This is a genomic window from Hydrogenophaga sp. OTU3427 (assembly GCF_038440225.1).
Classification (GTDB): domain Bacteria; phylum Pseudomonadota; class Gammaproteobacteria; order Burkholderiales; family Burkholderiaceae_C; genus Hydrogenophaga.
This window is the reverse complement of record NZ_JASATI010000006.1, coordinates 54,295-68,068: the sequence shown is the minus strand read 5'-3', so window position 1 is coordinate 68,068 and position 13,774 is coordinate 54,295. Positions and strand designations below refer to the sequence as shown.

Below are 13,774 nucleotides of genomic sequence, written 5' to 3'. Positions count from 1 at the left end.
GGTTTACGTGCATCCATCCAAACTCACACCGCTCCCTTCCGACACCACCCCGAACCCGGTTCGTGGTGGACGGTTCGGTCCGCGTCTGAGCGCACTGGCCTGCGCGGCCGCCCTGGCTGTGGGCATGCAGGCCTCGGGCGCCTGGGCCCTGGCGCTGGGCCGTGCCACCGTGCAGTCGGGGCTGGGCGAGCCGCTGCGCGCAGAAATCGACGTGCCCAGCATCACGGCCGAAGAGGCGGCCAGCCTCAGCCTGCGTGTGGCGGGTGCCGAGGCCTTCCGCTCCGCCGGCATGGACATGAACGCCATGCTGAACGACGTGCAGTTCACCGTGGTGCGCCGGGGCGATGGCCGCACCACCATCCGGCTGCAAAGCAACCGCCCCGTGACCGAACCCTTCCTCGACCTGATCGTGGAAGCCGAATGGGCCGCCGGCCGCATGGTGCGCGGCTACACCATGTTGTTCGATCCGCCGGCCCTGCGCTCGGCGCAGCCACCGGCGCCCCTGCTGCCGGCCGCCCCCGCGCCCATCGCCACGCCGCAACGCCCCGCGGCACCCGCACAGGTCACCCCGCCTGCTGCACCACCCGCAGCAGCCCCGGCGCCTGCTCCGGCCCCCGCCCCTGCGCGAACACCGCCACCCCCACCCGCAGCGGCACCCTCGGCAGCACCCGCACCCGCCAACGGTGGCCGCAGCGTGCAGGTCCGCCCCGGTGACACCGCCGGCCGCATTGCCGCCGCCAACAAGCCGGCCAATGTGTCGCTGGACCAGATGCTGGTGGCGCTGCTCCAGAACAATCCCAACGCCTTCATCGGCAACAACGTCAACCGTGTGAAGGCTGGCGTGGTGCTGAACCTGCCCGATGAACAGCAGGCCAGCGCCGTTGACGCTGGCTCCGCGCGCCAGACGATCGCGGCGCAGAGCCGGGACTTTGACGATTTCCGTCGCCGCCTCGCCGGTGCGGCCCCCAACACCGGCTCGGCACCGTCCAGCCGCGAAAGCGCGGGCCAGGTGCAAACCGAAGTGCAGGACAAGCGACCCTCCGCCCAGGCACCCGACCGCCTGACCCTGTCCAAGGGCGCGGTGGCCGGCGGCGTCAAGGAAGCGGAGATCGCCCAGCAGCGTGCCAAGCAGGACAGCAGCACCCGGGTGGCCGAGCTGTCGCGCAACATCGACGAACTCGCCAAGCTGCAGGGCAGCCAGCCAGCAGGTGTCCCGGCAGCGGCACGCGCGCCAGCGCCCGCCGCGGCGGCACCGGCCGCGCCCGCCGTGGCGGTGCCCGCCGCCGTCGCGCCAGCGCCTAGCCCGGAACCCGCACCCGCCGCCGCGCCTCCGGCACCCACCCCGGCGCCAGCGCCGGCACCCGCCGCATCGCCAGCACCCGTTGTCGTTCCACCACCCGCCGCTGCCGAGGGCGGTTTGCTGCAGGACCTGATGGGCAACCCAATGGCCCTGCCCGCGGCAGGCGGTCTGGTGGCCCTGCTGGGCGCACTGGCGCTGATGCGGCTGCGCCGCAAGAAGGGCGCCGAAGCCACCGCTGGCGACGATGCCAAGCCGGGCAGCGGTGAGTCCTTCTTCAACGCCAGCGGTGGCCACCAGGTCGACACCGACGAGTCTCCGGCTGGCGCCGCATCGTCGATGATGTATTCGCCCAGCCAGCTGGATGCGGCGGGCGACGTCGATCCGGTCGCGGAAGCCGATGTCTACCTCGCCTACGGCCGCGATGCCCAGGCCGAAGAAATCCTGAAAGAAGCCGCGCGCCTGCACCCCGAACGCGTGGCGGTGCACGGCAAGCTGCTGGAAATCTACGCCAAGCGGGCCGACAAGGCCTCGATGGAAGCTGTGGCCAGCGAGATCTACGCACTCACCGGCGGCGTCGGCGACGACTGGGAACACGCCTGCCGCGTGGCCCACCCGGTGGATCCGGACAACTCGCTCTACCGCGTGCAAGGCGGCAGCGCACGGCCCCAGGCCACGGTGAGCATGCCGCTGCCCACCATCCCCGAGCCGGCCGCGCCCGACGAGGACGACGGGCTGGACCTCGACCTGAGCGTGCCGGCGCCACTGGACGAAAGCCCCGAACCATCGGCGCTCGACTTCCCCGCCGTGACCGCGCCCGCAGCACCTGCTGCCGCTGCCGAACCCATGGCGGAACCGCCGGCCGACGACTTCGCGGTCGACTTCGACCTCGACCTGACGGCGCCCCCCGCCGCCGAGCCAGCGACCGCCCAGGCCGAAGCGCCCGCGTCGGACGACATGGGCCTGGACTTCGAACTTGACCTGGGAGACGGCACCACGCCCACGCCGGACGTGCCCCCCGCCGACGTCGCCCAGGGCACCGAAATGACCTCGCTGGACCTCGACGACTTCAACGCGCTGGCGGCCGCACCGGCGGCGCCGGCCGCCGAACCGGCCCCGCTGGACCTGGGCCTGGGTGACCTCAATCTCGACCTGGAAACGCCGTCGCCCTTGGCCGACATCGCCGACCCGCTGGAGACCAAGCTCTCCCTGGCCGAGGAATTCCAGGCCATCGGCGACACCGAAGGCGCGCGTTCGCTGGCCGAAGAGGTGCGCGACGAGGCGGCAGGCGAGCTCAAGGCGCGGGCCGAGACTTTCCTGTCCAGTCTCTCCTGATTTGAGAACCGCGCTCGGCGTCAGCTACAACGGCAGTGCCTACCAGGGCTGGCAAAGCCAGCCCAGCGGGCGCACCGTGCAGGACCACCTGGAAAAGGCGCTCTGCGCCTTCACCACCCTGCCCCGCGTGTCCACCCTGTGCGCCGGCCGCACCGATGCCGGCGTGCACGGCCTGATGCAGGTGGTGCACTTCGACACCGACATCGCCCGCGCCGACAACAGCTGGGTGCGCGGCACCAACCGCTACCTGCCGCCCGACATCGCCGTGCAGTGGGCGCGCCAGGTGCCCGACGATTTCCACTGCCGCGCCAGCGCCACCGCGCGGCGTTACGCCTACGTGCTGCTGGAATCGGCGGTGCGCCCCAGCCTGGACAGCGGTCGCGTGGGCTGGATGTTCCGCCCGCTCTCGCACGAAGCCATGCTGGCCGCGGCGCAGCACCTGCTGGGCGAACACGATTTCAGCTCCTTCCGCGCGGCCGAATGCCAGGCGCTGTCACCGGTCAAGGACCTGCGCCGCATCCACATCCAGCGCCGGGGCGCCTACTGGCGCTTCGAGTTCGAGGCCAACGCCTTCCTGCACCACATGATCCGCAACATCATGGGCTGCCTGGTGGCCGTGGGTCAGGGCCTGCGTCCGCCCGAGTGGATGGCCGAGGTGCGCGACGCGCGCAAGCGCGAGGTGGCCGCCCCGACCTTCTCACCCGACGGCCTGTATTTCGTCGGCCCGGTCTACGACGCACAATGGGGTCTGCCCGACGCGGTCGCCCTCATGGACTGGCTGCCGGGCTGATAAAGCGAATTCCCATGCACCGCACCCGCATCAAGATCTGCGGCCTCACCCGCGAGGCCGACGTGGCCCACACCGTGGCGGCCGGCGCCGATGCGATCGGCTTTGTGCTCTACCCGCCCAGCCCGCGCGCGGTGTCGATCGCCCGCATGGCCGAGCTGGCTCGCACCCTGCCCAGCTTCGTCACCCCGGTGCTGCTGTTCGTCAACGCCGACCCGGCCGAGGTGCGGGCGGCCTGTGCCGCCGCGCCGCAGGCGCTGCTGCAGTTCCACGGCGACGAGTCGCCCGCCTATTGCGCCCAGTTCGGGCGGCCCTACCTGCGGGCGGCGCGCATTCCCACCGGCGCGGCCGGGGCCGGTTTCGATCTTCTAAAATACGCGCAAGACTTCGCCGGCGCCTCCGGCCTGCTGCTCGATGCCCACATCGACGGCTACGGCGGTGGCGGTTTATCGTTCGACTGGACAGCCTTCCCTTGGTCACACCCACAACTAAGCGCCAGCTCTCGCCTCGTTTTGTCTGGTGGGCTCACACCTGCAAACGTGGCCGACGGCATCCGGCTCGTGCAACCCTGGGCGGTTGACGTGAGTTCGGGCGTGGAAGCCACGGGTGCCGACGGCACCGGCGCCAAAGGCATCAAGGACCCCGAGCGTGTGACCGCCTTCATTGCAGCGGTGCGCCAGGCAGACGCCGGGCGCTGATCCTGCCGCCTGCACTCGCCGCGCCCTGCGGCATGCCGTTTTCGAGAATGTCCATGTACGACTACCAGCAACCCGACGCCCGCGGCCACTTCGGCCCCTATGGCGGCAGCTTCATCAGCGAAACCCTCACCCACGCCATCAACGAGCTGCGCGAGGCCTACGCCAAGTACCAGCACGACCCCGAGTTCCTGCGTGAATTCAGGTACGAGCTGGCGCACTTCGTGGGCCGGCCCTCGCCGGTCTACCACGCGGCGCGCACCAGCCGCGAACTGGGCGGCGCGCAGATCTTCCTCAAGCGCGAAGACCTCAACCACACCGGCGCCCACAAGATCAACAACGTGATCGGCCAGGCCATGCTGGCCAGGCGCATGGGCAAGCCGCGCATCATTGCCGAGACCGGCGCCGGCCAGCACGGCGTGGCCACCGCCACCATCTGCGCCCGCTACGGGCTGGAATGTGTGGTCTACATGGGCAGCGAGGACGTCAAGCGCCAGAGCCCCAACGTCTACCGCATGAAGCTGCTGGGCGCCACAGTTGTGCCGGTCGACTCGGGCAGCCGCACGCTCAAGGACGCGCTCAACGAGGCCATGCGCGACTGGGTGACCAACGTCGAGAACACCTTCTACATCATCGGCACCGTGGCTGGCCCGCACCCCTATCCCATGATGGTGCGCGACTTCCAGAGCGTGATCGGCGAGGAGTGCATCAAGCAGATGCCCGAGATGCTGCAGGAAGCCGGCTGCACCGGCGCCCAGCCCGACGCGGTGGTGGCCTGCGTGGGCGGCGGCAGCAACGCCATGGGCATCTTCCACCCCTACATCCCCTTCGACGGCACGCGCCTGATCGGCGTGGAAGCCGCCGGCGAAGGCCTGGACAGCGGCAAACACTCGGCCTCGCTGCAGCTGGGCAGTCCCGGCGTGCTGCACGGCAACCGCACCTACATCCTGCAGGACGAGAACGGCCAGATCACCGAAACCCACAGCGTCAGCGCCGGCCTGGATTACCCCGGTGTGGGCCCCGAACATGCCTGGCTCAAGGACATCGGCCGCGCCGAGTACGTGGGCATCACCGACACCGAGGCGCTGGAGGCCTTCCACCACCTGTGCCGCACCGAAGGCATCATCCCCGCGCTGGAGTCCAGCCACGCCGTGGCCTACGCCATGAAGCTGGCCAAGGGCATGTCGCCGCAACAGTCCATCCTGGTCAACCTCTCGGGCCGGGGCGACAAGGACATCGGCACCGTGGCCGACCTCTCCAGCGCCGACTTCTACTGCCGCCCCAGCTGCCGCGGCCAGTCGGTCAAGGGTGCAGAACAAGCCATCAAGGTGAGCAAATGAGCCGCATCGAACCGACGCTCCAGAAACTGACAGCCCAGGGCCGCAAGGCCTTGATCCCCTACGTGACGGCCGGCTTCCCCTACGCCGACATCACGCCCGCGCTGATGCACGCCATGGTGGGCGCCGGTGCCGACATCATCGAACTGGGCGTGCCCTTCTCCGACCCCATGGCCGATGGCCCGGTGATCCAGAAAGCCGGCGAAAAGGCGCTGACGCTGGGCATAGGCACGGCGCAGGTGCTGGCCATGGTGCGCGATTTCCGCAAGAAGGACAACAGCACGCCGGTGGTGCTCATGGGTTACGCCAACCCGGTGGAGCGCTACGACCTCAAACACGGCACCGGCGCGTTCATACGCGACGCCGCCGCGGCCGGTGTGGATGGCGTGCTCATCGTCGACTACCCGCCCGAGGAATGCGAGGACTTCGCGGCCGCGCTCAAGGCGGCGGGAATGGACCTGATCTTCCTGCTGGCCCCCACCAGCACCGACGAGCGTATGGCCCAGGTCGGCCGCATCGCCAGCGGCTACGTCTACTACGTGTCGCTCAAGGGCGTGACGGGTGCTGGCCACCTGGACACCGGCGCCGTGGAAGCCATGCTGCCGCGCATCCGAGCCCAGGTGAAGGTTCCGGTGGGCGTGGGTTTTGGCATCCGCGATGCAGACACCGCACGCGCCGTGGGCCGCGCCGCCGATGCGGTGGTGATCGGCAGCAAGATCATCCAGCTGATCGAAGACCAGCCGCATGAACGCGTGGGCATCGTCGCGGCCGATTTCCTGCGCGGCATCCGATCTGCGCTCGACGCATAATCCTGACTTTGGGCGGCGTCGATGCCGCCTCTTGCCTCTAGCAAGGAGACTTCATGTCCTGGCTTGAAAAGCTGCTTCCCCCGAAGATTTCCCCCACCGACCCCGCCGAGCGCCGCAGCGTGCCCGAAGGCCTGTGGATCAAGTGCCCCAGCTGCGAAGCCGTGCTCTACAAGACCGATCTGGAAAAAAACCAGAACGTCTGCCCGCACTGCAGCCACCACCACCGCATCGGCGCGCGCGCCCGCCTGGACGCCTTCCTCGACGCCGAAGGCCGCTACGAGGTGGGGCAGGAAGTCATCCCGGTGGATGCGCTCAAGTTCAAGGACAGCCGCAAATACCCCGAACGCCTGAAAGAGGCGCTGGAAGCCACCGGCGAGACCGATGCGCTGGTGGTCATGGGCGGCGCGGTGCATTCGCTGTCGGTGGTGGTGGCCTGCTTCGAATTCGACTTCATGGGCGGCTCCATGGGTTCGGTGGTCGGCGAGCGTTTTGTGCGCGGCGTCGACACCGCCATCGAGCAGAAGGTGCCCTTCATCTGCTTCACCGCCACCGGCGGCGCGCGCATGCAGGAAGGCCTGCTGAGCCTGATGCAGATGGCCAAGACCAACGCCGCCCTGACCCGCCTGGCCAAGAAGGGCCTGCCCTACGTCAGCGTGCTGACCGACCCCACCATGGGCGGTGTGTCGGCCGGCTTCGCCTTCGTGGGCGATGTGGTGATCGCCGAACCCAAGGCCCTGATCGGCTTTGCCGGCCCACGCGTGATCGAAAACACCGTGCGCGTCAAGCTGCCCGACGGTTTCCAGCGCGCCGAGTTTCTGCAGACCAAGGGCGCGGTGGACTTCATCTGCGACCGCCGCGAACTGCGCGCCAACATCGCCAGCATCCTGGCCATGCTGCAACGCCAGAGTGCCGACGCCGTAGCGTGACTGTGCCCCCTTGCGTCTCCCGCCTACCGGCGCGAGCCGGGGCTCACTCCGCTGCGCGGGTCGCTGCCCCCCGAGGGGGGGCGTTTCGCCTTGGGGCGGCCCGGCGGCGAAACCCATGAACCTTCCCCTCTTTCCGCTGGGAACCGTGCTGTTCCCCGGCGGCTGGCTGCCGCTGCAGATTTTCGAGGTGCGCTACCTCGACATGGTGCAGCGCTGCCACGAGCGCGGCGAGCCCTTTGGGGTGGTGACGCTGACCGAGGGCAGCGAGGTGCAACGGCCGGCGGGCGGCGAGGCGGGCCCGAGCTTCGCGCGCGAGGCCTTTCACACAGTGGGCACGCTGGCCCACATCGAAACCCTGGAGCGGCCCCAGCCCGGCCTGCTGCTGATCGGCTGCCGGGGTGGCGAGCGCTTTCAGCTCAGCGCCAGCGAAAAGCTCAAACACGGCCTGTGGATGGGCGAGGCGAGCGCGCTGCCCACCGACACCGCCATGGGCATCCCGGACGACCTGGGCAGCCTGCGCGAGCTGCTGTTGGACCTGGGCCGCCAGCTGCACGCCCAGCACCCCGACGCCTTCCGCCACGCGCTCGAAGGCGCGCACTGGGACGACGCCGGCTGGATCGCCAACCGCTGGTGCGACTTCCTGCCCGAATCCAACGAGGTGAAACTGCGCCTGCTGGCGCTGGACAACCCGCTCTTGCGCCTGGAATTGGTGGGCGACCTGGTCGACAAGCTGCCCCGAGCCTGATCAGGGCAGCAGCGACAGCGCCCGCATGTAGCGCGGTGACACCATCAGTTCGTCCCAGTCGGGCGCGGGCGTGGCCGGCAGCAGCGACAGGCGGCGCTGCTCGCTGGCCTCCGACGGTTGCCACACACCCTGGATCTGTGCCTTGGACAGGCCCTCGATCAGTTCGTCGATGGGCTCGCCACCGTCGGCCACCGACTGGTTGCACAGCAGCACCAGATCACAACCCGCCCGCAGGGCCACCTGGGCCGCCTCGGTGTAGCTCACGGTCCGGCCGTCGATCAGGCGGGCGCCGGCCATGCTGAGGTCGTCACTGAAGATGGCGCCGTCGAAACCCAGGCGCTGGCGCAGGATGGCGTTGAGCCAGCGCGACGAAAAGCCGGCCGGGCGGCTGTCCACCTTGGGGTAGATCACGTGCGCCGGCATCACCGCGTCCAGCGTGGCCGAGAGCCAGCCGTAGGGCGCGGCGTCCTCGGCCAGGATGGTCTTGAGGCTGCGCTTGTCGACCGGGATGTCGGTGTGCGAATCGGCCTTGACAAAACCGTGGCCGGGGAAGTGTTTGCCGCAGTTGCCCATGCCGCTCATGCGCAGGCCGTGCATCAGGCTCTGCGCCAGGGCGGTGGTGACGCGGGCATCGCGCGCGAAGGCGCGGTCGCCGATGACGGTGCTGCCGCCATGGTCCAGATCGAGCACCGGCGTGAAGCTGAAGTCCACGCCGCAGGCGCGCAACTCGGCCCCCAGCACGTAGCCGGCGGCGGCAGCGGCGTTGCTGGCCGCCAGCGCGTTGGCGCCGGGTTGGCCGGTGTCGGTGCGCAGCCAGGCATCGCCCAGGGCATGCATGGGTGGCAGGTGGGTGAAACCGTCGGTGCGGAAGCGCTGCACACGCCCGCCTTCGTGGTCGACCGCGATCAGCAGGTCGGCCCGCACCTGCTTGATCTCGCGGCACAGCTGCGTGAGCTGGGCGCGGTCCTGCCAGTTGCGGCCAAACAAAATGATGCCCCCCACCAGCGGGTGGGCCAGGCGCTGGCGGTCGGTGTCGGTCAGGCTCAGGCCGGCGACGTCGATGATCAATGGGGCGTGCATGATGGACATGGGATGAAGAAGAAGTCAGGTTTCGCCGCCGGGCCGCCCCAAGGCGACACGCGCCCCCTCGGGGGGCAGCGACCCGCGCAGTGGCGTGAGCCCCGGCTCGCGCCGGTAGGCAGGAGACGCAATGGGGTGTTCACATTCGACCACGACAAAACTCGCGGCATAGTCGGTTTCGTCGGTGACCGAAACGTGGGCGCTGAGGCCCTTGGCCTCGAACCAGGTTTTCAGTTCACCGTGCAGGACGATGACGGGTTGGCCGCTGGGCAGCTTGGCGACTTCGCAGCTGCGCCAGGTCATGGGCATGCGCAGCCCCAAGCCAATGGCCTTGCTGAAGGCTTCCTTGGCCGAGAAACGCGTGGCCAGGTAGCGCAAACCACGCTCGGGCCAGCGCGCGGTGCGCGCCTGCCAGGTGGCGAATTCGGCGTCGCTGAGCACCTTGCGGGCAAAACGCTCGCCGTGGCGCTCGAGGCTGGCGCGGATGCGGCGCACGTCGCACACGTCGGTGCCAATGCCGTAAATCATGGGAGCGGGGATCAGGCCAGGCAGGCGAGGTAGGCCCGCACGGTCTCCGCGTAGCCCAGCTCCAGTGCGTCGGCAATCAGCGCGTGGCCGATGGACACCTCGGCCACGCCGGGCACCACCCGCACGAACTCGGCCAGGTTGTCGCGGTTGAGGTCGTGGCCGGCGTTCACACCCAGGCCCACGTCCAGCGCGGCCTGGGCCGCGGCGCGGTAGCGCTCCAGCTGCGCGGGCCGTTCGGGGGTGTTCCAGGCGGCGGCATAGGGCTCGGTGTAGAGCTCGACGCGGTCGGCGCCCACGGCCTTGGCGGCGGCCATCTGCGCGGGCTCAGGGTCCATGAACAGGCTCACGCGCGCGCCCAGGGTCTGGGCCTGCGCGATCAGCGGCCGCAGGCGCTCGGCGTCGGCGGGGAAGGTCCAGCCGTGGTCGCTGGTGAACTGGCCCTCGCTGTCGGGCACGAAAGTGAGCTGGTGCAGCGGCAGGCCACGGGCTTTCACCTCACGCGCCACGTCCAGCAGGTTGTGGAAGGGGTTGCCCTCGATGTTGTATTCGCGGTTGGGCCAGGCCTGCAGCAGCTCGGCCAGCTCGAACACGTCGTGGGTGCGCACGTGGCGGCCATCGGGCCGGGGGTGCACGGTGATGCCGTGGGCGCCCGCCTCCAGGCACAGCGTGGCGGCGCGCGTGACGCTGGGAATGCCCAGGTGGCGGGTGTTGCGCACCAGGGCCACTTTGTTGACGTTGACGGACAGGGCGGTGGGTGAGCTCATTCGGTGGCAGCCTGTGGGTGTGCGGCATCGGAAGGGAGGACGGTGGGCGCGGCCAGGGCCTGCACATCCAGCACCATCTGGCGCGTCTTGAACACGCGCACGCCGCTATGGTAGTGCAGCAGGGTGCGCAGTTGTGGGCGCAGACCGGCCAGACCAGGCTGGCAGGCCAGCAGCGTGTCGCTGAACGGCGCCGGGCCGTCCATGGCCTGCTGCATCCCCGCCCAGGCGGCACCGGGCAAGGCCTGGGCTTCGTCGTCCAGCGCCTCGCGCAGACCCCCTTCGGGCATCAGCACATACGGCGTGGCGGGCGACAGCGCCTCGCCACTGTTGCCGAGGGCATCGAGCGCGGGCAGCCAGCCCAGCTCGCGCAGCAGCAGCAGCTCGAAGCTGCGCAGCACCGCCTGCTGAGACACGGCCGCCTCGGCCAGTTGGCGCACGGCGCTGGTGTAGTGGTCGAACAGCGCCTCGTGCGGGTCGTCGCGCACCAGCAGGCGCATCAGCAGTTCGTTGAGGTAGTAGCCGGACAAAAGCGCCTCGCCCGTGGGCATGACGTGGCCGCCCTGCCAGTGCGCCGCCTTGAGCGTGCGCACCTCGGCGTCACCGCCCCAGCTCAGGCGCAGCGGCTGCAAGGGCAGCAGCACCGGGCGGAACTGGGAGGTGGGTTTTTTGGCGCCTTTGGCGACCAGGGCGACGCGGCCGTGGTGGCGGCTCCAGGCTTCCAGGATGAGGCTGGATTCGCTCCAGGGGTAGCTGTGGAGGACGAAGGTGGGTTCGTCGGTGATGCGTTGGGTCATGTTTTGTGACCCTGTGTCTTGTTGCTGGCTTCAGAGGTTTCGTTTGTTGTTGTACCTCGCTGCCCCCCCCTATCCCCCCCCGCCCCTGAGCACGCGCGGTCGCGCGTGCGGGGCCATGCCCCCGCCAAAGGCGCGCAACGGCGCAGCCGTTGCTCAGCGCCCCCCGCCGGGGCGGAAAGGGGGGGCCTGGATCTTGTTCCTTCTCGCTGGCTACGGAACAAGTGCGCAACGCTGCCACTGTGTGGGTGCACCACGGCCCTGACGTTGCGGTTGGGGCCGCCGAGGGGATGACTGGCTCGGAGCCGTTCGCCTGCGCGCTTTCGCGCTGGCGACTGGGTGCACGCGTGGCGCGTTCTGGCACGCGCAGCGGCCAGCGGCTCAGCGAAGCAATTTTTGAGGCGGTCCCAACCGTGGGTTCGTGCCGTGGTGGACACAGGTGGTGGCGACGGTGGCGTCGAATGCCGTGGCCGGCGCGACGTCACAAGATCGAGGCCCCCCCTTTCCGCCCCAGCGGGGGCGGAAAGGGGGCGGGGGGGGATAGGGGGGGGAACGAGGTGCATCAACAACCAACCCGATCGCACACCACCCATCAAATCAAAAAACGATCACTCGTACCCAAACGACCGAACCCGCGCCTCATCGTCCGCCCAGCCCGAGCGCACCTTCACCCACAGCTCCAGAAACACCTTGCAGCCCCAGAGCTTTTCCAGCTCGACCCGGGCCTCGGTGCCAATGCGCTTGAGTTTTTCGCCACGGTCGCCGATGACCATGCCCTTGTGGCCGTCGCGCTCCACCACGATGGTGGCCGCCACGCGGCGCAGGTTGCCCTCTTCCTCGAACTTGTCGATCACCACGGTGGAGGTGTAGGGCAACTCGTCGCCGGTCAGGCGGAACAGCTTCTCACGCACCATCTCCGCGGCCATGAAGCGTTCGCTGCGGTCGGTCAAGGCCTCGGCGTCGTACATCCAGGGCTGCTGCGGCAGGTATTTCTCGCAGATGCCGAAGAAGCGGGACACGTCGCGCGGGTTCTTGGCCGACATGGGCACATATTCCGCAAAGGCGTGGCGCTCCTGCATGCTGCGCAGCCAGGGGGCCAGTTCGCCGCGGCGGTGCACCAGATCGAACTTGTTGGCCACCAGGATGGCGGGCACATCGGCCGGCAGCAGCGACAGCACCTTGGCGTCGGCCAGGTTGAAATGACCGGCCTCGACCACGAACACGATCAGGTCCACATCGCTGACGGCACCCACCACCGTCTTGTTGAGCGACTTGTTCAGCGCATTGCCGTGGCGGGTCTGGAAACCCGGCGTGTCGACAAACACAAACTGGGTGGCATTGACCGTGCGCATGCCGGTGATGCGGTGGCGCGTGGTCTGCGCCTTGCGCGAGGTGATGCTGACCTTCTGTCCCACCAGCGCGTTCATCAGGGTGGACTTGCCGACGTTGGGCTTGCCGACGATGGCGATGAAGCCACAGCGCTGCGCCTCGGGCGGCACCTCCACCGGCTCGGGAACAGCATCGGGTCCCGGCTCGGCCGCTTGTCCGCCCGGCTGGCCCAAGGCACGCGCCAGCATCGCCTCCAGCTCGGGGTCCACCGGGGCGTCGGCTGGGGTCTGGGGTTTGGTGCTCATCGGGACGGTGTCTTCAGGTATTGCAGCATGGCTGCGGCAGCGGATTGTTCGGCGGCGCGGCGCGAGTTGCCTATGCCGCGCTCGGCACGGCCCAACTCGATCACCTCGCACTCGACGTCAAAGGTCTGTTTGTGGGCCTCGCCCAGCGTGGCCACCACACGGTACTGCGGCAGCTTCATTTTGCGGCCCTGGAGCCACTCCTGCAACTCGGTCTTGGCGTCCTTGGCGCTGGCCACCATGGTCGGCGTCACGTCGACCTTCTGGTAGAGGCGGCGCACCAGCGCGGCGGCGGTGTCGTAGCCGGCATCCAGGAACACGGCACCGATGATGGCTTCCAGCGCATCGGCCAGGATGGAGGGGCGCTTGTGGCCGCCCGAGCGTTTTTCACCATCGCCCAGGCGCAACAGCTGCGGCAGGCCCAGGCCGACCGCCAGCTCGTGCAGGGTGTCCTGCTTGACCAGGTTCGCACGGATGCGTGAGAGATCGCCCTCGGCCTGCTGGCTGAGCTGTTCGTAGAGCAGCCCGGACACCGCCAGGTTGAGCACGGAGTCGCCCAGGAATTCCAGGCGTTCGTAGTGGTCGGCACCGAAACTGCGGTGGGTGAGCGCGCGCTCCAGCAGACGTGGCTGTGCAAAGGTATGGGCCAGGCGCTGCTGCAGCGCCTGCAGATCGGGGCTCACAGCGTCACTTGGAGTTGCCCTTGAGCTTGAAGGTCAGGAACACCGGACCACCCAGGGGGACTTCGCGCTGGTAGGAGAAGGACACCACCACGCGATCGTCTTCCTTGGTGATTTCCAGGTCCTTGCCCATCACCGAGGTGAAGTCATCGATGGTGCGCGCCTTGTCAAAGGCCGCGCGCACGGTCGCCAGCGTGGTCTCGTTGCTGGCGCGCTTGGCGGCCTTGGTGATGGCCTGGTACTCGACGAAGACCGGCACGCACTGCGCTGTCACCACGCCCAGGAAGGCCAGCACGCCCCCCACCAGCAGCAGGCCGATCAGGGACAGGCCGCGTTGTGTCGATTTCATACCGATCTCCATGGATGTGT

At 69.0% G+C, this 13,774-nt stretch carries 13 protein-coding genes and 1 pseudogene; 7 read left to right on the top strand and 7 right to left on the bottom strand.

Going from position 1 to position 13,774, the window contains the following annotated elements; all coding sequences use genetic code 11:
• Positions 1 to 7: 7 nt before the first annotated feature.
• From AAHB17_RS05475 to AAHB17_RS05445, 7 genes are all read left to right on the top strand, one after another.
• Entirely contained in the window at positions 8 to 2,632 is a 2,625-nt protein-coding gene (locus tag AAHB17_RS05475; protein WP_342129487.1) for a FimV/HubP family polar landmark protein, read from the top strand.
• 1 nt (position 2,633) lies between these two features.
• On the top strand, positions 2,634 to 3,422 hold the full coding sequence (gene truA / locus AAHB17_RS05470) for a tRNA pseudouridine(38-40) synthase TruA (RefSeq protein ID WP_342129486.1): 789 nt from the start codon (positions 2,634 to 2,636) through the stop codon (positions 3,420 to 3,422).
• A gap of 14 nt (positions 3,423 to 3,436) precedes the next feature.
• Complete coding sequence (locus AAHB17_RS05465; protein ID WP_342129485.1) at positions 3,437 to 4,117, top strand: phosphoribosylanthranilate isomerase; 681 nt, start codon at positions 3,437 to 3,439, stop codon at positions 4,115 to 4,117.
• 53 nt (positions 4,118 to 4,170) lie between these two features.
• Positions 4,171 to 5,454, top strand: a complete 1,284-nt coding sequence (trpB, locus tag AAHB17_RS05460) for a tryptophan synthase subunit beta (RefSeq protein ID WP_342129484.1) — start codon at positions 4,171 to 4,173, stop codon at positions 5,452 to 5,454.
• Positions 5,451 to 6,260: a tryptophan synthase subunit alpha gene (trpA, locus tag AAHB17_RS05455; protein ID WP_342129483.1), complete on the top strand. Its 810-nt coding sequence runs from the start codon at positions 5,451 to 5,453 to the stop codon at positions 6,258 to 6,260. Before trpB ends, trpA begins: the two co-directional genes overlap by 4 nt.
• 53 nt (positions 6,261 to 6,313) lie before the next feature.
• Complete coding sequence (gene accD, locus AAHB17_RS05450) at positions 6,314 to 7,186, top strand: acetyl-CoA carboxylase, carboxyltransferase subunit beta (protein WP_342129482.1); 873 nt, start codon at positions 6,314 to 6,316, stop codon at positions 7,184 to 7,186.
• A gap of 115 nt (positions 7,187 to 7,301) precedes the next feature.
• Positions 7,302 to 7,931 (top strand): LON peptidase substrate-binding domain-containing protein, encoded by a 630-nt coding sequence (locus tag AAHB17_RS05445; protein WP_342129481.1) that lies wholly within the window; start codon positions 7,302 to 7,304, stop codon positions 7,929 to 7,931.
• On the opposite strand, the gene nagZ is transcribed toward AAHB17_RS05445, so the two are convergent.
• The 7 genes and pseudogenes from nagZ to AAHB17_RS05410 form a co-directional block, all read right to left on the bottom strand.
• On the bottom strand, positions 7,932 to 9,020 hold the full coding sequence (gene nagZ / locus AAHB17_RS05440) for a beta-N-acetylhexosaminidase (RefSeq protein ID WP_342129480.1): 1,089 nt from the start codon (positions 9,018 to 9,020) through the stop codon (positions 7,932 to 7,934).
• Between the two features lie 135 nt (positions 9,021 to 9,155).
• A pseudogene (gene acpS, locus AAHB17_RS05435) lies at positions 9,156 to 9,539 on the bottom strand (holo-ACP synthase); the annotation flags it as partial.
• Positions 9,540 to 9,550: 11 nt separating this feature from the next.
• Positions 9,551 to 10,303 carry a pyridoxine 5'-phosphate synthase gene (locus tag AAHB17_RS05430; protein ID WP_342129479.1) on the bottom strand — a complete coding sequence of 251 codons (753 nt, stop codon included), beginning with the start codon at positions 10,301 to 10,303 and terminating at the stop codon, positions 9,551 to 9,553.
• The gene (recO, locus tag AAHB17_RS05425; protein ID WP_342129478.1) at positions 10,300 to 11,097 is read right to left on the bottom strand and encodes a DNA repair protein RecO; all 798 of its coding nucleotides are present in this window, start codon (positions 11,095 to 11,097) and stop codon (positions 10,300 to 10,302) included. Before recO ends, AAHB17_RS05430 begins: the two co-directional genes overlap by 4 nt.
• 605 nt (positions 11,098 to 11,702) lie before the next feature.
• On the bottom strand, positions 11,703 to 12,728 hold the full coding sequence (era, locus tag AAHB17_RS05420) for a GTPase Era (RefSeq protein WP_342129477.1): 1,026 nt from the start codon (positions 12,726 to 12,728) through the stop codon (positions 11,703 to 11,705).
• Complete coding sequence (rnc, locus tag AAHB17_RS05415; RefSeq protein WP_342129476.1) at positions 12,725 to 13,408, bottom strand: ribonuclease III; 684 nt, start codon at positions 13,406 to 13,408, stop codon at positions 12,725 to 12,727. Before rnc ends, era begins: the two co-directional genes overlap by 4 nt.
• 4 nt (positions 13,409 to 13,412) lie before the next feature.
• Positions 13,413 to 13,754, bottom strand: a complete 342-nt coding sequence (locus tag AAHB17_RS05410; RefSeq protein WP_342129475.1) for a DUF4845 domain-containing protein — start codon at positions 13,752 to 13,754, stop codon at positions 13,413 to 13,415.
• Between the last annotated feature and the right edge of the window lie 20 nt (positions 13,755 to 13,774).

Coding starts and splice junctions, on each gene's coding strand:
- recO (WP_342129478.1), bottom strand. CDS start 11,097: ATGACCCAACGCATCACCGACGAACCCACCTTCGTCCTCCACAGCTAC.
- AAHB17_RS05430 (WP_342129479.1), bottom strand. CDS start 10,303: ATGAGCTCACCCACCGCCCTGTCCGTCAACGTCAACAAAGTGGCCCTG.
- AAHB17_RS05465 (WP_342129485.1), top strand. CDS start 3,437: ATGCACCGCACCCGCATCAAGATCTGCGGCCTCACCCGCGAGGCCGAC.
- accD (WP_342129482.1), top strand. CDS start 6,314: ATGTCCTGGCTTGAAAAGCTGCTTCCCCCGAAGATTTCCCCCACCGAC.
- era (WP_342129477.1), bottom strand. CDS start 12,728: ATGAGCACCAAACCCCAGACCCCAGCCGACGCCCCGGTGGACCCCGAG.
- nagZ (WP_342129480.1), bottom strand. CDS start 9,020: ATGTCCATCATGCACGCCCCATTGATCATCGACGTCGCCGGCCTGAGC.
- trpA (WP_342129483.1), top strand. CDS start 5,451: ATGAGCCGCATCGAACCGACGCTCCAGAAACTGACAGCCCAGGGCCGC.
- AAHB17_RS05445 (WP_342129481.1), top strand. CDS start 7,302: ATGAACCTTCCCCTCTTTCCGCTGGGAACCGTGCTGTTCCCCGGCGGC.
- trpB (WP_342129484.1), top strand. CDS start 4,171: ATGTACGACTACCAGCAACCCGACGCCCGCGGCCACTTCGGCCCCTAT.
- AAHB17_RS05410 (WP_342129475.1), bottom strand. CDS start 13,754: ATGAAATCGACACAACGCGGCCTGTCCCTGATCGGCCTGCTGCTGGTG.